Source organism: Parvibaculum sp., assembly GCF_040882025.1.
Lineage (GTDB): Bacteria > Pseudomonadota > Alphaproteobacteria > Parvibaculales > Parvibaculaceae > Parvibaculum.
In genome coordinates this window covers 3,550-23,809 of sequence record NZ_JBBECC010000211.1, presented here as the reverse complement: position 1 = coordinate 23,809, position 20,260 = coordinate 3,550, and the positions used below count along the sequence as shown (strand labels likewise).

Genomic DNA, 20,260 nt, shown 5'->3' with positions numbered 1-20,260 from the left:
GAGGCCGATGGACCTCGCGAAACCGCGTATCGACATCGGCCTCTTCACCAACGACCTCGAGCCGATGCTCGATTTCTGGCAGAACGAGGTGGGCCTCCCCTTCGATCATCTTCTGCCGCTCGGCGGCGGCATGCGGCAGCACCGCCACGAGCTTCTGGGCTCGGTCCTGAAGATCAACCACGCGAAAAACCCGCTGCCCGAGGAGCCGCCATCGGGCTATCGCGAACTCCTGATCGCGCGCGAGGGATTGCTTGGGCCGAAGCGCCTGACCGATCCCGACGGCAACCGCGTCACGCTGGTGCCGCCAGGCGCCCACGGCATCGAGCGCATCGGCATCCGCCTCGCCGTCCGCGACGTGGCCGCGCATCGCCGCTTCTATGCGGTGGCGCTCGGCCTGCCCGACCTGCCCGAACGCGGCGGTCTGAGCTTTCTCTGCGGCGACAGCGTGATCCTGTTCGACGAAGCGCCCGGCGTTGAAGGCGGCCCGCCGCTTGAGGGCAAGGGCTTCCGCTACATCACCATCCAGATACGAAACGTGGACGAGGAGCACACGCGCATTCTCGCGCGTGGCGGCATGGAAGGCCGCGCCCCGCAAACGCTCGGCAAGGTCGCGCGCATCTCTTTCGTGTGCGATCCCGACGGCAACTGGATCGAGATGTCGCAGCGCGCCTCCCTGACCGGCGCGCTGGACTGAACCCGCCGCATTTTCCGGTCAAGCGCCTCTCCGGACCCTGCGGCAGTATATATTTCATATGCAGCCAGCCCGTTCTTCCCACCCTCCCCCTGTGGGAGGGTCGAAATTTGCCGAGCGCAAGCGAGGTAAATTTCGGGGAGGGGTAAGCATGGAACGTCAGCGCATAATCGGCACACCTGCGTTCGCGTAGAGCGGAGTCCCCCTCCCCAAACAGCCCATTTGCAGACAAGCTGCAAATGGGCTGTTTGACCCTCCCACAGGGGGAGGGTGGAAGGAAAGTTGCGGCCCCCTTACCGCCTGACGACGCGGCGGCGCATTTCCTCCGGCAGGAAGGTGTTGTCGCTGATGTCGCTGGCGTTGAAGTCGATCCCGTCTTCCTCGTTCTTGAGGTTCTGGATCACGTAACGGCCTTCCACGAGATCGTAAACGACGTCCGATGCGTTGAAACAGGTCGGCACGTCGTAATACTGCATCAGATGCGCTTCCTGCACGCGCCACAACCCGCCGCGCGCATCATAGAGTTCGCCCGCAACCATGTTGTAGCCGTCCTCGTCGAAATAGGCGGTGCGGCGTTGATAGATATGGCGCTGGTTGGGCTTCAACACCGCCTCGACCGCCCAGACGCGATGCTTTTCGTAGCGCACCAGTTCCTGGTCGATATGGCCGGGCTTGATGATCTCGGCATAGGTGAGCGAGGGCGAACTCAGCCTGTAGGAATTGTAGGCGACATAGCGCTCCTCCCGGCCGCTCACGGTCCAGTCGAAACGGTCGAGCGGGCCGCTGAAAACGTCGAAGCTGTCGGCCGTCGACATCGCGTCGGAATAAATCTGCGGCGTGTCATAGGCGATCGCGCTGGTGCGCTGCACGCGCGGCGCCGTAGCGCTTTGCCCGACCGTGTACTGCCATGACCGGCGGTCGCCCTTGGCGGGATCGACGACCTCATGCACCAGCAGAAGCTGGCCCGCCCGCCGCGCCGGCGATGTCGTTTCCTGCAGGTAGCGGAAGGACGTGTTGTTGAGCTGGTCGAACGACGTGACGAGCGGCGACGAATAGTCGAACACCAGCTCGTCGCGCACCCGGACCGGCGTGAACGTCCCCTCCCGCGTCGGCGCCGCCGACACGAAGGTGCGGCGCACCTTGTAGCCACGATACCGGAGATTGTGGTTCCACACGATCTCATAGGCATTGGAGGGAATCGCGAACGGAATGCCTTTCAGCACGTCCGCCAGACTGTCGCCATTGCCGCCGAGCGACCCCTTGACGGCGTTTTGCCGCGTCGCCTCGTAGATGCTTTCCGGCTGCGCGCAGCTCCGCCGCGACGGATAGACGTTGAGCTTGTATCCGGGATAGGTCGCGAGCATGGCCCGCTGGCCCGGCGTCAGCGCCGCCGCATGCGCGTCCATGTTGGATTTGTCGATGGTGAAGAGCACGGCGTCGCCGGCAAAGGGGTCGGGATAATGGCCGCCCGTATAGCCGAGCCCGGCTGGCGCCGTGGTCAGGCCGCCATCCCAGGCCGGAATCGAACCGTCCGCATTGCCGGCCCGTTCCGCGCCGAGCGGTGTCAGGTCGCGCCCAAGCCGCGCCGCCTGCTCTGCCGGCACCCCGGCCGCCGCCGGGCCGGCAAGCACCAGCCCGACAGAGGCCGCCGCCCGGAAACACTTTGACAAACGCATCGAAAATCCCCCCAAATGATAACGTCGTTTTACTAATCCTGACTCAAAAGGCGGGCCGAAGCCACCCTTTTGACGACAGCAACGTAGGATGATGGGGAGAGACGGCTGGAGGGGAACGGCGCGGGCCTGCATAAAGGGCCGTGTGGGGGGAGTTTGGCGTGAAATTCGTTGAGTTCATTGTGTTCAAGGCAAGGGCGCTGATCCTTGTCCTGCTGGCGGCTTTCACGCTGCTGACGGGCTTTTATGCCGTCCAGCTCCGCATGGAAGCAGGCTTCCTGAAGCAGGTGCCGACCGGGCACGAATACGTCCAGACCTTCCTCGAATATGAAAACGAGGTGCCGGGCGCCAATCTCATCCTCGTCGCCGTCAAGGCACGTGAGGGCACCGTCTGGAGCGCACCCTTTCTGCGCCGTCTCCACGAAGTCGCCGAGGAAGTCACGTTTCTGCCCGGCGTGCGCCGCTCCACCGTGCGCTCGCTCTGGTCGCCGACAACGCGCGTGACGGAAAACACCGAGGAAGGCATCAACGCCTATCCGGTAATCCCGAACGGCGTCACCGCGGGCAATATTTCCGAAGCCGATGTCGAAACGATCCGCGACCGGGCGCTCAACGGCAAACACAAGGGCTTCCTCGTCTCCAACGATCATCGCGCGGCGCTCGTCATCGCCGAGCTTCAGGAAATCGATCCGCTGACGCGCGAAAAGCTCGACTATCTCGACCTCGCCGAACGCCTCGAAACCCAGTTGCGCGACCGTTACGAAGACGCGGATACCGAAATTCAGATCGTCGGCTTCGCCAAATTCGTCGGCGACATCGCCGACGGCGCCAGCGACGTGATCGTCTTCTTCGTTCTTGCCTTCGCACTGACGACGCTTGCCGTCTTTGTCTATTCGCGCTCGCTGCAACTGACCTTTCTGGCGGTTTTCTGTTCGCTGGTTTCTCTGGTCTGGCAGTTCGGCCTCCTGCACATGATGGACCGCAGCCTCGATCCGCTGGCGGTACTGGTGCCGTTTCTGGTCTATGCCATCGGCGTCAGCCATGGCGTGCAGCAGATCAACCTGATCGCCGCCGAAATCAGCGACGGAAAATCCGCAGAGGAAGCCGCGCGCACCACCTTCCGCCGGCTGCTCGTCCCGGGCTCGCTGGCGCTCCTCACCGATCTTGTCGGCTTCGGCACGCTTTACCTGATCCCGATCGAGGTCATTCAGGACCTTGCCGTGATGGCGGCGCTCGGTGTCGCGCTGAAAATCGTCACCAACCTGATCATGCTGCCGCTGCTCGCCTCTTATCTGCCGGTGCGCGCCGGCTTCGCCGAGACCTATACCCGTCTGCGCCGCTCGCGCGAGCGCATCATGGGCGTCATCGGCACCATCGCCCGGCCCGTTCCCGCAACGGCGGCGCTGATCGTCTTCGCAGGTCTGCTCGCCGCCGCCGTCATGGAAACGCGCAACCGCCATATCGGCGACCTGACGGAAGGCTTCGCCGAACTCTGGCCCTCCTCGCGCTACAACCGCGACATCGCCGAAATCGTCGGCCGCTTCTCGATTTCGGCCGACGCGCTGATCATTGTGGTCGAAACGCCGGCCGATGCCTGCATCGACTATCCGACGATGCGGCTGGTCGACCGCTTTTCCTGGGTCATGCGCAACGTGCCGGGCGTCAATTCGGTGCAGTCCCTGGCGCTTTCGGCGCGCGAGACGTCGGCGATCTGGCGCGAGGGTAATCTCAAATGGGTCGCCCTGCCGCGCACCGAAGCCGACCTGATCCGCACGACGTCGCTCTACGAGCCGTCGAGCGGCCTCCTGAACGAGGCCTGCACGATCCTGCCGGTGATCGTCTATCTCGACGATCACAAGGCCGGCACCATCGAGGACGTGATCGCGGCGGTCGTGAACTTTCGCTCGACGGACAGCGAGGCACTCTCGCGCACGGACGTCAACTTCCGCCTCGGCATGGGCGGCGTCGGCGTCATGGCCGCGACCAACGATGTGATCGAGGCCAATGAATTGCCGATGCTGGCCTGGATCTATGCGGTCATCGTGGCGCTGGTCTATTTCGCCTATCGCGACTGGCGCGCGATCGTCTGTTGCTGCATGCCGCTGCTGATGGCGACCTTCCTCGGTTACTGGCTGATGACCGCGCTCGGCATCGGCCTCAAGGTCTCGACCCTGCCGGTGCTGGTGCTGGCGACCGGCATCGGCGTCGACTACGCCTTCTACATCTACAGCCGCCTGCAGCTCTTCCTCGACGAGGGCATGCCGATCGGCGAGGCCTATCCGCTGGCGCTGAAACAGATCGGCGTCGCCGTCATCTTCACCGGGCTGACGCTCTCGGTCGGCGTCTCGACCTGGGCCTTTTCGGGCCTCAAGCTCCAGGCCGACATGGGCATTCTCCTGTCCTTCATGTTCCTCGCCAACATGATCGCCGCCATCGTCTTCCTCCCCGCCTTCGCCGCCACCCTCGAACGCCTCTTCCCGCGCCAAAGAGGACGGTGACCACGCCCGCCCGTTTCGCTAGACTGCCGCCAACGGAAAACAGCGGCGCCGGCAAAGGCGTCCATGAGGAGACGTCATGCTGAAAATCTACCACGCGAAAAACACGCGCTCGATCCGCATTGTCTGGCTCTGCGAGGAGCTCGGCATTCCCTACGAGCTGGAGAGGCTCAATTTCACGCCCGCCGAGCTTCAGTCGGAGGCCTATCTCGCCATCCACCCGCTCGGCAAGGTGCCCTCGATCGACGATGACGGGCTGGTCCTCTACGAGTCGGGCGCCATCATGCAGTACCTTCTCGCCAAACATGGCAAGGGCCGGCTCGAACCGGCCAATCCGGGCTCGCCCGAACACGCGAAGTACCTGCAATGGTTCCACTTCGCCGAGGCGACTTTCATGGGGCCACTCGGCAATATCGCGCAACATGCCTTCGTGCGCCCCGAGGATCAGCGCGTTCCGCAGGTCGCCGAGGAAGGGCGGCAAGGCGCCACGCGGATGCTTGGCATCCTCGACAAGGAACTTCAGGGCAAGGACTATATCGGCGGGGCGGAATTTTCGGCCGCCGACATCATGCTCGGCTACAGCCTGCTGCTCTGCAAACTGTTCGGCGTCCTGAAGGACGGCCACCCGAACGTCTCGGCTTATTTCGCGCGGCTGAGCGGGCGGCCCGCATTCCAGAAGGCAACGGCCTGACCGCACGAAGGGAGGATAAGCGAATGCCCGGCAAAGCAATCGACATCAAACCGATATCGGGCGCGCTCGGCGCCGAGATCGAAGGCGTGGACCTGTCGAAGGATATCTCGAACGAGGTTTTCGACGCCATCCACCAGGCCTTTCTCGATCATGTGGTGATCTTCTTTCGCGATCAGCACATCACGCATGACCAGCACAAGGCCTTTGGCCGCCGTTTCGGCACGCTGAACATTCACCCTTACGTCAAGGGCATGGACGGCCATCCCGAGATCATGCGGATCGTCAAGGAACCGGAAGACCGCGTCAATTTCGGCGGCGGCTGGCATTCCGACATGTCGTTTCTCGAAGAACCGGCCCTCGGCTCGATCCTCTATGCGAAGGAAGTGCCGCCTTATGGCGGCGATACATTGTGGGCGAACCAGTATCTCGCTTACGAAACACTTTCGGACGGCATGAAGAAAACGCTCGAAGGCCTGAAAGCCATCCACACCGCAAAGGGCGAATACAGCGAACGCGGCCAGTCGGCGCAGGCGCGCAAGGGAATGGAAGTGGCCGTCGCGGGCGACGATACGCCGTCTTTCGAGCATCCCGTCGTCCGCACCCATCCCGAAACCGGCCGCAAGGCGCTTTACGTCAATCCGGCCTTCACCGAAAAATTCGTCGGCTGGTCGCGCCGCGAAAGCCGTCCGCTTCTGAACTTCCTCTTCGAGCATTGCACGCAGGAACCCTTCACCTGCCGCTTCCGCTGGAGCAAAAACGCCATCGCCTTCTGGGACAACCGCGCCGCGCAGCATTTCGCGCTGAACGACTATCACGGTCACCGCCGCCACATGGAGCGCGTGACGGTCGACGGCGACCGTCCGTTCTGAGATCGGGTCGCGGCGTCAAGGGAAGGCGGGGATAAGTTTCATGCGCTGCGGCGTCACGCCTTACTTCCTCATGCAGCTGCGAAGGAAAAGGCAAAAGCGTCCGTTTGCGTGCTTTTGAAAGCACCGAAATCGGCTCCGAATTCGTCACCGGACGGCGGTAAAAACCGGCCCGGAAGCCGATTGTGACAGTTTTTTGACAGTTTCGTGACAGAGGGGGGTGTTTCAGCCCGGTTTTGAGGTCCAAAACCGGTGATATCCGTCATGTTCGTCCGTATACGGATCGATCATTCCGCCGGCGCGCGGACGCCCCGTCCGGCCTTCGCGGCGACGCGCCGCTCCTGCCAGCCGGCCAGAAGGAGATAGACGGTGGGCACCACGAACAGCGTCAACACGGTGCCGAAACTGATCCCGCCGACAATCACGAGACCGATGGAGCGCCGGCTCTCCGCGCCCGCGCCGCCGGCAAGCGCCAGCGGCATTGCACCCAGCACCATCGCGCCCGTCGTCATCAGGATCGGCCGTAGCCGGAGGCCCGCCGCTTCCACCACCGCGTCGTAAACGGAACTGCCGCGCTCGCGCAACTGATTGGAAAATTCGACGATCAGAATCCCGTGCTTGCTGATAAGGCCGACAAGCGTGATCAATCCGACCTGGCTGTAGATGTTGAGCGTCGTGCCTGTCAGGAAAAGCAGCAGCAGCGCACCCGCGATCGACAGCGGCACGCTGACCAGAATGACGAGCGGGTCGAGAAAACTTTCGAACTGCGCCGAGAGAACGAGGTAGATGAAAAGCAGCGCCAGCACGAAGGTAATCGCGATGGTGTTGGACGATTTGACGAATTCGCGAAGCTGTCCATCGACATCGGTCTGCGCGGTCGCGGGCAGCACCCGGAGCGCCAGCTCGTCGAGAAAATCCTGCGCCTCGCCCATCGAATATCCGGGCGTCAGGTTGGCCGAGATCGTCGCGGCGCGGAGCTGGTTGAAACGGTTGAGCGCGTTGGGCGCGACGGTTTCTGTCACCGATACGAGATTGGAGAGCTGGACCATTTCGCCCTGCCCGCCGCGCACATAGATGTTGCTGATGTCGTTCGGCGTCTGGCGTTCGTCGTCGGCAACTTGCACGATCACATCGTATTGCTTGCCGCCCTGCTCGTAACGCGTGACCTTTCGCCCGCCGAGCAGCGTTTCGAGCGTCCGCCCGACCGTCGACACGTCGATGCCTGCATCGACGACCTTGTCGCGATTGACGGCGATGTCGAGCTGCGGCTTCTGCAGCTTGAGGTTGGTGTCCGGATTGACGAAACCGGGGTTCTGGCGGATCTCGTTCATCATCAGGTTCACATACCGGTCCAGATCCTCATACGTGCCGGATGCCTGCACCACATATTCGACCGGCAGCGAGCGACCGCTCTGTCCGAGCGACGGCGGATTGATCGCGAAGGCGAGAATGCCGGGAATGCGGCCGAGCTTCGGCTGCATCTCGCTGACGATTTCCTGCTGCGTGCGGCTGCGGTCGCTCCAGTGAATGAGGCGCGAGAATGAGACAAGATCGGTAATCTGCGGAAAACCCGAGACGACGAGATAGCCGGCGACTTCGGGAATATCGATATAGATCTTCTCGATCTGCTTTGCATAGCGCGCCGAAAATTCGAGCGTCGCGCCTTGCGGTGCCTGCCCGACGACGAGCAGCGTGCCGCGATCTTCGAGCGGCGCCAGTTCGCGTTGCAGCAGCATCATGAAGCCCGCGCACGAAACGCCGACGATCACGGCGAGCGCCACCACGGCGCGCTGGCGCTCGAGGGCGCGCCGCAACAGCTTCTTGTAGCCGGCATCGAGTTCGTCGAGCTTGTCGCCGAGCCAGCGTTGCAGGCGGCCCTGGCTCGTCTCGTGCCGCAAAAGCTTCGAACAGAGCATCGGCGTCAGCGTCAGCGCCACGAAACCGGAGACCGCAACGGCGCCCGCCAGCGTCAGCGCGAATTCCAGAAAGAGTTTGCCCGTGCGCCCCTCGGCGAAACTGACAGGCGCATAAACGGCGACAAGCGTCAGCGTCATGGCGATGACGGCGAAGGTAATCTCGCGCGATCCGTCGATTGCCGCCTGGAAGGGTGTCTTTCCCATCTCGATGTGCCGGTAGATGTTTTCCAGCATCACGATGGCGTCGTCGACGACCAGACCGATCGCCAGCACCATCGCAAGAAGCGTCAGCGTGTTGATGCTGAAGCCGAACATCAGCATGATCGCGAAACTCGTAATCAGCGCGATCGGAATGGTGACGACGGGAATGAAAGACGCGCGCACGGTTCGCAGGAAGACGAAGATCACCAGCACGACGAGCGCGATGGCTTCGAGAATCGTCTCATAGACCGACCGGATGGATTCGGCGATGAACACCGACGTATCGTAACCGACAAACGAACCCATGCCTTCCGGCAACGTCGGCGCGAGGTCGTCGAGCGTCTTGCGCACTGCCGCCGCGACTTCGAGCGGATTGGCCGTCGCCTGCTTGACGACACCGAGCGAGATCGACGTCTCGCCGTTATAGGTCGCCGACCGTCTGACGTCGGCGGCGGCGACCTCCACCCGCGCCACCTGCGCGAGCCGCACCTGGAAACCGTCCGTCTCCTTGACGACGATGTTTTCGAATTCTTCCGGCGTTTGCAGCGCCGTCTTTGCGAGCACCGTGAATTCGCGGTCGAGGCTCTCGATGCGACCCGACGGAATCTCGGCGTTCTGCGCCCTGACGGCGTTTTCGACGTCCTGCACCGTGAGGTTGTAGGCGGCAAGCCGCGCCCGGTCGACCCAGATGCGCATCGAATATTCGCGGCCGCCGAAAATGCTGACCTGCGCGACGCCGGGCTGGTTCTGCAACCGGTCGCTGACGATGCGGTCCAGATAGTCGGTGATCTCCAGCGAATTCATGCGATCGCTCTTGAAGGCGATATACATGATCGGCTGCGCGTCGGCCTCGACCTTGGCGATGATCGGCTCTTCGACATCGTCCGGCAGCAGCCCGCGCGCGCGACCGACGCGGTCGCGCACGTCGCTCGCCGCGACGTCCGGATCCGTCGTCAGCGTGAAGCGCGCCGTCACCTGGCTCTCTTCAGGACGGCTCGCCGACGACAGCACCTCGATGCCTTCGATGCCGGCCATCGAGTCCTCGAGCGCCTGCGTGACCTCGCGCTCGACGACCGCCGCACTTGCACCGCGATAGACCGTGGTCACCGTCACCACCGGCTCGTCGATTTCCGGATATTCGCGCACCGACAGGCGATCATAGGAAACGATCCCGATCAGCATCAGGATGAGACTGACGACGGTGGCAAAGACCGGGCGGCGAATGAACAGTTCGGAAATATGCATGCGCCGGCCTTCCGCTACAGGGCCGGATCGGAACGGGACTGATCGTCGGCCGCCGGAACCGGCTCGACCGGCGCACCGTCCTGTACCTTGAGTTGACCGGCAACGATCACCATGTCACCCGGCTCGACACCGGATGCGATCTCGACCTGGCCCGGCCGGCGTTCGCCTGTCTCCACCTTGCGCATGGCGGCCTTTCCGTCGACGACGACGAAGACGGCACGGTCGCCGGTCTGATCGGTGACGATCGCGGATTCGGGCAGCAGGATCGATTCGCGCGTCTCGGTCACGATGTCGACGCGCCCGAAAAGTCCGGGGCGCAATTCGCCGCCGTCATTTGCGAGCAGCGCGCGAACGCTGAGCGCCCGTCCCTCGATGCTGACCACCGGATCGACCGCGCTGACCACGCCCTCATAGGTTCTGTCCGGCAACGCGTCGAAGGTGATGCTGATCTTCTGACCTTTGCGAATCCGGGTCAGGAAGACCTCGGACACGCGGAAATCGATCCGCAGATTGTCGACATCCGCAAGTGTCGCGATGGGCTCGCCGGCCGTGAGATATTGTCCGAGGCTCACTTGCCGCAAGCCGACGATGCCGGAGAAAGGCGCCTTGATCGTCCCCTTGTCGAGTGCCGTCTGAGCGGCGGCAAGTTCGGCCTCCGCCGACTTGAAATCGTTGAGGGCTTCGTCGCGTGCCCGCGCCGTTCCCGACCCCTGCCGCACGAGTTGCTCCGCGCGCTGATAATTGGCGCGCGTCAGCGTCAGCCGCGCTTCAGCCTGCGCCAGCCGCGCCTTGAGATCGTCGTCGTTGAGCCGAAGTACGACCTCGCCCGCCTCGATCCGTTGCCCGTCGGTAAAGTCGATACTGGTGACGATGCCCTGAATTTCCGGCGTCAGCACAATCGATTGATCGGCCTGCAAGGTGCCGAGCGCCGCAACGCGAACTTCGACCGGCGCCTTGCGCACCTCGACCACCTCGACGACCGGCGGTGGAAAGCCGCCGGATTGCTGTCCCGCGAAGCGATCGTAAAGCCGGTAGAGAAAGAGCACGGCCAGCAAGACAGCGAACGCGACAAGAATGCCGATGACGATCGTGCGCGGCGTAAGCTGTTTCGGAAAAAGCTGTTTAAGAGACCGCATGAAACATCGCTTGTTGGGCCGCCCGGAAAACGGGACGCGCCATGTCGACAGACATAGAGCCCGGCGGCTCGCTGCGCGCGCCGACTCAGGCGTTCTGGAATAGGTCATTTACATGGGCAGGAAAATGGCAATTTGCCAGCATCGGCCCACAATATGGACGCTGCGAGTCGCCGGAGGGGCAATGGTGGGCGTGACAGGGATTGAACCTGTGACCCCTTCGATGTCAACGAAGTGCTCTCCCGCTGAGCTACACGCCCGTTGCCATTCCGGTCGCCGGCGGCACGCGCCGGCAGGGCGCCGATCCGACGCCGAAGGCCGTTCCTATAACGAGGATACCCTTCAAAGACAAGCCGGAAACGCGGTCCGCACCGCTGGCGACGGGAGGCTCAGGCGGCGATCATCAGCCGTTCGACTTCGGCCACAAGGTCGCGCAGATGAAAGGGCTTGGAAAGCACCTTGGCGTCCTTGGGGGTTGCCACTTCGGGATTGAGCGCAACGGCCGCAAAACCGGTAATGAACATGATCTTCAGCGTCGGATCGAGCTCCGCGGCAAGCCGGGCAAGTTCGATACCGTCCATCTCGGGCATCACGATGTCCGTCAGCAGAATGTCGAAAACATCGTTCTTCAGGCGTCGATGGGCCTCGTCGCCCTGACCATAGGAAACGACTTCATGGCCGGCATTTTCCAGCGCCTTGGCCAGAAAGCGGCGCATGGATTCGTCGTCTTCCGCGAGCAGAATGCGTGCCATAGGCCCAGCCCGATCCGTCCCTTGATTGCCCCTCGACACTGAAGCGGGTGCGGAACCTTGCGGCCAGCCCCCTTCCCTTGTCGGTGCCACTTTAGGATTTCAATAGTAAACAGGATATGAAGCCAGGCCTTTTATTCGCATCGCCCCGCGATTTTGCCCCGGCGCCCGCGCGGGTCGCTCTTCGCAAGAAGGTCATGCTAAACTTGAAAAAATGGGTTTCGGCACCCACCATCCGCAGAGGTAAAACAGGCATTTCGGCGCACCTGCAAATGGACCTGTCTCCCGAAACAATGATCACCGCGCTGGGCATCGATGGCCCGGACGTGACCGAGGCCGGCCTGTTCGAACGCCCAATCATCGTCGAAAACCCGGAAAATCAGCGGATTCCCTTTGTTTTCAGCTCCCCTCACAGCGGGCGGCACTATCCGGCGTCTTTCGTCGCCGCTTCGAACCTCGACGCATTGACCCTGCGCCGAAGCGAAGACAGCTTTGTGGAGAAGCTTTTTGCCGGCGCGGTCGAACTGGGAGCGCCCCTTCTTCAGGCCCGCTTCCCGCGCGCCTATCTCGATGCGAATCGCGAGCCTTACGAACTCGATCCCTCTATGTTCACCGAACCCCTGCCGCCGCACGTAAATACGCGCTCGCTGCGCGTCGCGGGTGGTCTCGGAACCATCGCGCGCGTGGTTTCCGATTCGACCGAGATTTATCGCGCGCCCTTGTCCTATGCCGAAGCCGAGGAACGCATCCGGCGCCTCTATATGCCCTTCCACGAGGCGCTGCGGGACCTTCTCGAAAGCACTTTGAAGAGCTTCGGTTGCGCCATCCTGATCGACTGCCACTCGATGCCGTCGGTCGGCGGTCCGACCGACGACGATAGCGGCGCTGACCGCCCGGACATCGTTCTTGGCGACCGTTACGGCACCTCCTGCGCCGGCACCATCACGGCTGAGGCGGAACGGATCTTGCGGCGCCTGGGCTACAGCGTCATCCGCAACAACCCTTATGCCGGCGGCTTCAATACCGAACATTACGGCCGCCCGCGAAACGGCCTCCATGCCTTGCAGATCGAGGTCAATCGGGCCCTCTATATGGACGAGGCACGGCTGGAGCCGGTACCGGGCTTTGTACAGATGCAGAAGGACATGACCGCCTTCGTCGACGAGCTGGCAGCCTGGGACTGGTCGACCCTGACGCTTGGCGCACGCGGCGCCGCTTTCTGAGCGAACCAAAAGCGCCTGCCTCCAGCCCCTTCGCCCAAAAAAAGGGGCCCTGGCGAACCAGGGCCCAAGTTTAGGGAGGAAACGCCCAGGAAGGGCTGCGGCAACGGGAGAAAGCTCAACCGATGCCGCAATGCACAAGATGACATTGCACTGCACACAAATCAAGAGCCCGGGACAAAATCTTTTTGCCCGATAAGTCGCCGAAGACTGCCAAATTTCTCGGAAAAAAAGCTCTTTTTTGGCCCTCGCGAAACTATGTGCAGCGCAGCGCAATCTGCAGTCATGCCTCCCCCGAGGCGGCGCAGACCCACACCGGACGGCATTGCAAACGTTCCTTAACGCCCCTGTCCCATGATGACCGATGAATTGTCGCATGGCCGCCGGTCTTGCGATCTCGAGGCAAGGGGTGGGACGGATGGCCGCTTGGGCGCGCCTTTTCAAATACGGAACACGCGGCGCCGCTGGCGCGGCGGCACTGTCGATTTCGTTTCTGCTGGTCGATGCCGCACAGGCAAGCGACGCAGATAGCGCGCTCGACCCGGCCGCACTCTGCGAAAGCGCCACTTTTCATCACGAAACGGAGAACGCGCTGCCCCGCGCGTTGCTGACGGCGGTCTCCCTCGCCGAATCCGGTCGCTTCGACGCCAGGACACGGCAATCGCGTGCCTGGCCGTGGACGATCAATGCGGAAGGCCGCGGCTACTATTTCAAGACCAAGGAAGAAGCGGTGCGCACAACGCAGCGCCTGCTCGACAGCGGCATGCGTTCGATCGATATCGGTTGCATGCAAATCAACCTCCGCTATCACCCCGACGCCTTCGCGAGCCTCGAAGACGGTTTCGATCCGATGACCAATGTCGCCTACAGCGCCGACTTCCTGAAACGTCTTCACGCACAAACGGGAAGCTGGCCGAAGGCCGTCGCACATTACCATTCGCAGACAGCCGCGCGTGGTGGCCACTATTTCGCCCGCGTCGTCCGCATCTGGGAAAACGAACGCACCCGCATCGCCAGCGCATCTTATGTCACGCCGGCACCGTATCGCGCGGCGCGGATCGACCTGTCGGGCGAACTGAAGCCAGCCATCGCGCCGTCGTCGGAGCACCCCGCGGAGAGGCCCGTGGAGAGACATCCGGCTGGCGACATCGCGACCGCGAGTATTGCACGACCGGCCCCGAAGGTGCTCGATCCGACACCGGGTCAGAACGTCCGCGAGGCGGCCGTCGCGGCCGTCGGCTTGCGCTTGTCGATCGCCAACGGCGAGTTCGAAGTCGCGAGCAAAGCCGCATATCGCGAACCACCGCGCGTCCTCGACCCGGTGACACCGGAGAGGCCGACGCGCGTTGCCGGCGCGGACATACCCGGCGCCTAGATCGGGCGCAGGAAATCATACATTCGGGGGCAGCGGGCATGAGCGCGTTCGGCGGGGCGATGAAGAATCTGGCGGACATGCTGAACGATTCCGTCATCTGGCAGATCGTCGACATCATGTCGGCGCTCTTCATCGTCGGCATCGGTTGTGCCGTCCTTTCGGTCGTCGTCCTCTTCGTCATCGACAGCACACAGACGAAACATGCGGTCCGGCGCAATTACCCGGTCATTGGCCGCTTCCGCTATCTCTTCGAATCGCTCGGCGAATATTTCAGGCAATATTTCTTTGCGATGGATCGCGAGGAACTGCCCTTCAACCGCGCCCAGCGCGCCTGGGTTTATCGCGCGGCCAAGGGCGTCGACACGACGGTCGCCTTTGGCTCGACACGCGATCTCCGGCCGGCCGGCACCGTCACCTTCGCCAATTGCCCGTTTCCGACACTCGATCGGAACGCCGCCGAGACGGCGCTGATCGAAGTCGGCCCGTACGCGCGAAAACCCTATCGCACGGCCTCCGTCTACAATATTTCGGGCATGAGCTACGGTGCGATTTCAAAGCCCGCTGTGCTGGCGCTGTCGAAAGGCGCGCGCATGGCCGGCATCTGGCTCAACACCGGCGAAGGCGGCCTGTCGCCGTTCCACCTCGAAGGCGGCGCCGATATCGTCTTCCAGATCGGCACGGCGAAATACGGCTGCCGCGACGACAACGGAATCTTGTCGGATGAAAAGCTCGCCGCACTCGCCGCCCACGAACAGATCCGCATGTTCGAGATCAAGCTGAGCCAGGGCGCAAAACCCGGCAAGGGCGGCATTTTGCCGGGTTCGAAAGTAACGCCGGAAATAGCGGCCATTCGCGGCATTCCCGCTGGTCACGACTCGATCAGTCCGAACCGGCATCCGGAAGTCGACAGCATCGGCGAGTTGCTGGACTTCGTCAGCCATGTGCGCGAGATCACCGGAAAACCGACCGGCTTCAAGCTGGTGCTCGGCGCCTATGACTGGCTCGACGAGCTATGCGCGGAAATCAACCGCCGCGGCATCGAGAACGCGCCCGATTTCATTTCGCTCGACAGTGCGGACGGCGGCACGGGCGCAGCGCCGATGCCGCTGATCGACTATGTCGGCCTTCCGATCTGGGAAAGCCTGCCGGTGCTTTGCGACACGCTGGAGCGGCACAAGCTCAAGTCGCGCATTCGCGTGACGGCGAGCGGCAAGCTGATCACGCCGGCAGAAGTCGCCTGGGCGCTCTGCGTCGGCGCCGATTTTGTCTGTTCGGCGCGCGGCTTCATGTTTTCGTTGGGTTGCATCCAGGCGCTTCAATGCAACAAGAACACCTGCCCGACCGGCATCACCACACACAACAAGCGCCTGCAGCGCGGCCTAGACGTGACCGACAAGGGCGAACGCGTGCGTCGCTACGCCGAGCGCGTAACACAGGAAGTCTGCGTGATCGCGCATTCCTGCGGCGTCACCGAACCGCGCCGCCTGAACCGTGAACATGCGCGCATCATGGGGCCGGACGGGGTGTCGGTATCGCTCGCCGACTATTACGGCCGCTGGGCCGATGCGGCCGCGCTCCCCTCGCGCAATGGCATCAGCCGTCCGCGCTTCGGTGCCGACGCCGCTTAAGCCGGCATCACCAGCCGCAGGAACTGCGTGCCCTGCTCGATCGTTTGCGGCAGGTATCCGCGTGCATCGCCATCGACTTCGACGGCAAGACCGGCGGGGCCCGTTACGTCGATGTGCCGCGCCGGAAAAGCCTCCACGCTGCGCAACTTCTCGACGCAACCAAACGCCAGCGCCACCAGAAAGCGGACAAAGCCGAAGCGGCTTCCGTCGTGAAGCAGGAAAAGCGTCAGCCCCGGCGACACGATCTCGGCTTGCGGCGCGAGAACGAAGGGTCCCGCATAGTGCCGCGCATTGGTGACGATCGCCCATGCGGCGCGCTTTTCGCGGCCATCGACGACGAGACGGATGTCGCGGCCCGGACCTCCTGCCCAGGTCCTGAGACCGGACCAGATGAACGCGCCCTTGCCCCACAGGCGTTTCAGGCGCGGATCGATATTATGAACGATTTCGCCATCGAAGCCGATGCCCGCCATCATCAGAAAAATCTCGCCATCGACCAATCCGGTACCGATCAGCTCGGCCGGACCGCCGAGCAGCATCGACACAATCTCTTCCGCATGCGGACGAAGACCGATCTCGACGGCAAGCACATTTGCAGTACCGAGCGGGATGATACCGAGCGGAACCCCCTGCCCGATCAGGCCCCGCGCCACTTCGTTGATGGTGCCGTCGCCACCGGCCGCGACGATCACATCCGCCTCGCCGTGCCGCGCGGCCGCGCGCGCAAGCTCCGTCGCGTGTCCGGCCGCGCGCGTGAGGTCGACAGTGACGTCCGCGCCGCACGCACGAAGCCGCGCCACGACGCGATCGAGCAAGGCTGGATTGCGACGGCCGGCAGTGGGATTGAGGATGATGTGGAAGCTGCGGCGAAGGGCCAATTTTCGTCCGTTCGTTAGCTTTTCCGAGCGCTCTGTCACGGAACTGTCAAAAAACTGTCACAAACCCGAATTCGCTTCGCGACCGCAAACCGGCAATGCCCCGGATTTTGAACAAGCGAATTAGCCGGGAAAACTTATCCCCGGTCAACGCGAACTATCGTCCGCTCGAGAATCACCAGCGCCAGACCCGACAGCAGGATCGCCAGCATCATGGTGACGATGGTGTGGGAGAGGTAATGCTGACCGCGCGCCATCTGATAGAGGCCCATGCCCCAACCCGCGCCGAGGGCCGGCAGCCAATGGATACCGAAACGTTGCGCCGCCGGCGCCAGCAGACGCAGTCCCATCAGACCGAAACCGGCCGAGGCATGACCGGCCGGCCAGCACCGGAAATGCACATTGCCGGGAACGAGGAAGATCAGGCGATCCCAGATGGCCGTATGCGCATAGGGACCGCCGAAGACAAGTTCCTGCGCCGGACAGGACACGCCGGTCATTTTCTTCAGCAGACCGACGATCAGCGGCGTCAGGGCGAGCACGCATAGCGCGGCGGCAAGGCGCGTATCGCGAAGGCTCCAGCGCCGCCGCGCGGCGCGGACGATCAACCAGAGAACCGCGCCGCCGCCGGCAATGCCGAAGGCAATTTTTACGCCCTTGTAGAAAACCAGGAACTGCGGACCACGATCATCGGGCGGAATCAGCCAGCGCCCGGCGCCCGCATCGAAGAAGAAGGGTTGAACCGCGAGGTCGAGCAGATGGACCGAGGGCCACAGGCTGAGCAGCGCGATAACGGCAAGGCAGAAGACGATTTCCGTCTCGACGCGCAAGCCCGCCGGCCGCCCGGCGGCAACCGTGAAATTGCTCATGGATGCGCGGTACCGCTGTCATCCACGACCCGTGCAACGGCTGCGGGCCGGTGGCAGGGCGCGAAAAAATCGAGTTCCTGCCGATAGACATCGCTGCGCACATCGAGCATGCCGAGAACGGAATGGAAGAGATTGTCGTGGCTGACGGCCGCATCGGCCTCCAGCGCCAGACAGGCCATGTCGAGCATCGTCTTCCTGCGGTAACCCGCCGAAGCCCAGACGACCATGGGCACGTGTTTCTGCGCGTCGGGCGCGAACATGTAGGGCATGCCGTGAAGATAGATGCCGTTCTCGCCGAGCGACTCGCCGTGATCGGAGACATAGATCATGGCGGTGTCAAACCGATCGGAAACACCCTCAAGGACACCGATCGTCTCGGCGAGTATCTTGTCGGTATAGAGAATGCTGTTGTCGTAGCTGTTGACGATCTCTTCCCGCGTACAGGTTTGAAGCTGATTGGTATCGCAGGTTGGCGTGAAGACCCGGAAAGCGTCGGTGAAGCGCTTGAAGTAGGACGGCCCGTGGCTGCCGATCTGGTGCATCACCACGACCAGGTCATTGTCCGCCGTGGCAAGCGCCGCGCCGAGCTGCCGAACCAGAAGATCATCGCGGCAATCGCCGCCGTCGCAATAAGCGGTGTCGCCGAGGCTCCATGTCGTTTGGCTCGGAATGCGCGCGCAAACGCCCTTGCAGCTCGAATTGTTTTCGAGCCAGAGCACGTCGATACCGGCGCGGACGATTATGTCGAGAAGGTTTTCGCGCATCGACGCCCTTGCTTCGGAATAATCGTCGCGGCCGAGATCGGAAAACATGCAAGGCACCGATTCGGCGGTCGACGTGCCGCAAGAGCGGACCTCACCGAAATTGACGATATCGAGCTTCGACAATTCGGGATTGGTTTGCCGTTGATAGCCGTTGAGCGAGAAATGATCGGCCCGCGCGGTCTCGCCGACAACGACAACGACCAGCGTCTTCTTTCCCGTCTGCGTATCGGGCACCGGCCCACGCACAACGCGCTCGGCGATCTGCGTATAGGTCGCCGCCATCGCCGAGGGAACGGCCGTCGCATAACGCGCGGTGGCATAGATCGCCGCCGACGGATTGATCATGAAGCGCACTTCACGGTGATTGCGCAGCAGCGACGCATAATCCTGAAAGAACATTGCGGCAATGAGGCCGACAAGCACAAAGCTGCCAAGGACAATGCCACCGCGGACAAGAATTTCCTGCCGCCAGGAACGAAGCGCAAGCGGCACCCGCCACAGCAGAAGTGCCGGAACAATACCAAACAAAACAACCTGCGCGACGAGACGGAGCGACAACAGGTCTCCGATCTCGCGCGCATCGGTTTCGATCACATTGGCGATCATCGTCTTGTCGATCATCGCACCGTAGCTTGAGGCGAAATAGGAGATCGCCGCCGCCGTCAGAAAGAGCAGAGCGAGAACCGGTTTCAGAACACGCGGAATCGCCACCATCTGCAGAACGAGATTGAAGACGACGGTCAGAAAGACGGCGATGGAGGCGATGAAGGCAAGATCGTGAAACGAACGGCCGGGCCAGACGTCGAAAACCAGCGACCAGAGCTGGCCGTTGTAGAAAAGAACCAGCGCCGCCGAGACCAGCAGCGTCAGCCAGACCGGATGAAGGGCCGGCAGACGCGGCATGGCGGCCAAAACGCGGCGAAACGATCGGTAGAGGTCCATCTGACCCGGAAATCCCTGGCGGCGTGCAGCCGCTTCCGGCACAGGCCGTTGTGGCTTTTCGAGCACGGTTTCAGGGAATTCACCGGAGTTTGCTTACAGGCGCCTTACAGCACGGTGTCAGGCAGCGCGCAATGGCAGGATCAGTGAAAATGCCGCACCCCGGCCGGGCGCGCGCGCAACCTCGATGCGGCCGCCATATGCTGCGGCGATGCGGGCAGCGATCGAAAGTCCGAGCCCGGCGCCGCCATAGGTGTGCGGCTGAAGGCGAACGAAGCGCTCGAAGATTCGTTTCTCGTCGCCGGGCGCTACGCCGGAGCCTTCGTCGATGACGTCAACGCGCCCGACATCATGCAACCGGACCTCGACCGAGCCGCCACGCGGCGTATGCGCAAGAGCGTTCTCGACAAGATTGCGCAGCGCCAGCGCCAGAAAGCCGGCATTGCCGCACACCGGGAGCGGCGCGGCATCGGCACCGTTGAGTTCGATCGACTTGCCCGCGCGGACCGCCACAGGGGCCAGCAGCCGCGTCACCGCGTGCGTCACCTCGCGCAAATCGGCCGTGTCGTCTGGTTGCAGCTCCAGAGCATCGGCCTGGGCCAGCTGGAGAAGCTGCGAGACGAGACGCTCGATGCCATCCAGTTCCTCGATGAGTTGCGGCACCTCGTCGAGGGTCGAAAGCGTTTCCACATGCACCTTGAGCACGGCCAGCGGCGTCCGAAGCTCATGCGCGGCATTGGCCGTGAATTCGCGTTCGCGCGCATAGCCCTGCTCGATCCGGGCGAGCGCTGCGTTGACCGCGCCGACCAGCGGCAGCACTTCCTCCGGCAATCCGTTTTCGGGCAAACGGCGATCGAGCGTACCCGGTCCGATGCGCCGCGCCAGCGCCGAAAGCCGCGTCAGCGGCGCCAGCGCCCGGCGGACCGTCCA

Annotated in this window: 15 protein-coding genes and 1 tRNA gene; 7 read left to right on the top strand and 9 right to left on the bottom strand. The window is 63.0% G+C overall.

What is annotated here, in order from left to right:
• Positions 1 to 7: 7 nt before the first annotated feature.
• Positions 8 to 694, top strand: a complete 687-nt coding sequence (locus tag WEB61_RS16420) for a VOC family protein (protein ID WP_368065419.1) — start codon at positions 8 to 10, stop codon at positions 692 to 694.
• A gap of 290 nt (positions 695 to 984) precedes the next feature.
• Here the strand turns inward: WEB61_RS16420 and WEB61_RS16415 are convergent, their stop codons facing one another.
• Positions 985 to 2,367: a DUF1329 domain-containing protein gene (locus WEB61_RS16415; protein WP_368065418.1), complete on the bottom strand. Its 1,383-nt coding sequence runs from the start codon at positions 2,365 to 2,367 to the stop codon at positions 985 to 987.
• Between the two features lie 158 nt (positions 2,368 to 2,525).
• Between WEB61_RS16415 and WEB61_RS16410 the strand changes: the two genes are divergently transcribed.
• The 3 genes from WEB61_RS16410 to WEB61_RS16400 all read left to right on the top strand — a co-directional run bounded on the left by WEB61_RS16410 (position 2,526) and on the right by WEB61_RS16400 (position 6,419).
• Positions 2,526 to 4,862 carry an RND family transporter gene (locus tag WEB61_RS16410; protein ID WP_368065417.1) on the top strand — a complete coding sequence of 779 codons (2,337 nt, stop codon included), beginning with the start codon at positions 2,526 to 2,528 and terminating at the stop codon, positions 4,860 to 4,862.
• Positions 4,863 to 4,938: 76 nt separating this feature from the next.
• Positions 4,939 to 5,550 (top strand): glutathione S-transferase family protein, encoded by a 612-nt coding sequence (locus WEB61_RS16405; protein WP_368065416.1) that lies wholly within the window; start codon positions 4,939 to 4,941, stop codon positions 5,548 to 5,550.
• Positions 5,551 to 5,573: 23 nt separating this feature from the next.
• Positions 5,574 to 6,419 carry a TauD/TfdA dioxygenase family protein gene (locus WEB61_RS16400; RefSeq protein WP_368065415.1) on the top strand — a complete coding sequence of 282 codons (846 nt, stop codon included), beginning with the start codon at positions 5,574 to 5,576 and terminating at the stop codon, positions 6,417 to 6,419.
• A gap of 284 nt (positions 6,420 to 6,703) precedes the next feature.
• Here the strand turns inward: WEB61_RS16400 and WEB61_RS16395 are convergent, their stop codons facing one another.
• The 4 genes from WEB61_RS16395 to cpdR all read right to left on the bottom strand — a co-directional run bounded on the left by WEB61_RS16395 (position 6,704) and on the right by cpdR (position 11,663).
• A complete protein-coding gene (locus tag WEB61_RS16395) occupies positions 6,704 to 9,778 on the bottom strand; it encodes an efflux RND transporter permease subunit (protein WP_368065414.1) in 3,075 nt (1,024 codons plus the stop codon).
• Between the two features lie 14 nt (positions 9,779 to 9,792).
• Complete coding sequence (locus WEB61_RS16390) at positions 9,793 to 10,914, bottom strand: efflux RND transporter periplasmic adaptor subunit (RefSeq protein ID WP_368065413.1); 1,122 nt, start codon at positions 10,912 to 10,914, stop codon at positions 9,793 to 9,795.
• A 182-nt stretch (positions 10,915 to 11,096) separates the two neighbouring features.
• A tRNA-Val gene (locus tag WEB61_RS16385) sits at positions 11,097 to 11,171 on the bottom strand.
• A 129-nt stretch (positions 11,172 to 11,300) separates the two neighbouring features.
• Entirely contained in the window at positions 11,301 to 11,663 is a 363-nt protein-coding gene (gene cpdR, locus WEB61_RS16380) for a cell cycle two-component system response regulator CpdR (protein ID WP_368065412.1), read from the bottom strand.
• 269 nt (positions 11,664 to 11,932) lie between these two features.
• On the opposite strand from cpdR, the gene WEB61_RS16375 reads away from it, so the two are divergent.
• The 3 genes from WEB61_RS16375 (at position 11,933) to WEB61_RS16365 (ending at position 15,883) form a co-directional block, all read left to right on the top strand.
• On the top strand, positions 11,933 to 12,883 hold the full coding sequence (locus WEB61_RS16375) for an N-formylglutamate amidohydrolase (protein ID WP_368065411.1): 951 nt from the start codon (positions 11,933 to 11,935) through the stop codon (positions 12,881 to 12,883).
• A gap of 415 nt (positions 12,884 to 13,298) precedes the next feature.
• Positions 13,299 to 14,255, top strand: a complete 957-nt coding sequence (locus WEB61_RS16370; protein ID WP_368065410.1) for a hypothetical protein — start codon at positions 13,299 to 13,301, stop codon at positions 14,253 to 14,255.
• Positions 14,256 to 14,293: 38 nt separating this feature from the next.
• Positions 14,294 to 15,883 carry an FMN-binding glutamate synthase family protein gene (locus WEB61_RS16365; protein ID WP_368065409.1) on the top strand — a complete coding sequence of 530 codons (1,590 nt, stop codon included), beginning with the start codon at positions 14,294 to 14,296 and terminating at the stop codon, positions 15,881 to 15,883.
• On the opposite strand, the gene WEB61_RS16360 is transcribed toward WEB61_RS16365, so the two are convergent.
• From WEB61_RS16360 to WEB61_RS16345, 4 genes are all read right to left on the bottom strand, one after another.
• Positions 15,880 to 16,761, bottom strand: a complete 882-nt coding sequence (locus WEB61_RS16360; RefSeq protein ID WP_368065408.1) for a diacylglycerol kinase family protein — start codon at positions 16,759 to 16,761, stop codon at positions 15,880 to 15,882. The genes WEB61_RS16365 and WEB61_RS16360 overlap by 4 nt on opposite strands.
• A gap of 134 nt (positions 16,762 to 16,895) precedes the next feature.
• Entirely contained in the window at positions 16,896 to 17,627 is a 732-nt protein-coding gene (locus tag WEB61_RS16355; RefSeq protein WP_368065407.1) for a phosphatase PAP2 family protein, read from the bottom strand.
• Positions 17,624 to 19,333 (bottom strand): phosphoethanolamine transferase, encoded by a 1,710-nt coding sequence (locus tag WEB61_RS16350; RefSeq protein WP_368065406.1) that lies wholly within the window; start codon positions 19,331 to 19,333, stop codon positions 17,624 to 17,626. Before WEB61_RS16350 ends, WEB61_RS16355 begins: the two co-directional genes overlap by 4 nt.
• A 117-nt stretch (positions 19,334 to 19,450) precedes the next feature.
• A partial coding sequence (locus WEB61_RS16345; RefSeq protein WP_368065405.1) for a sensor histidine kinase occupies positions 19,451 to 20,260 on the bottom strand: 810 nt, incomplete at its 5' end.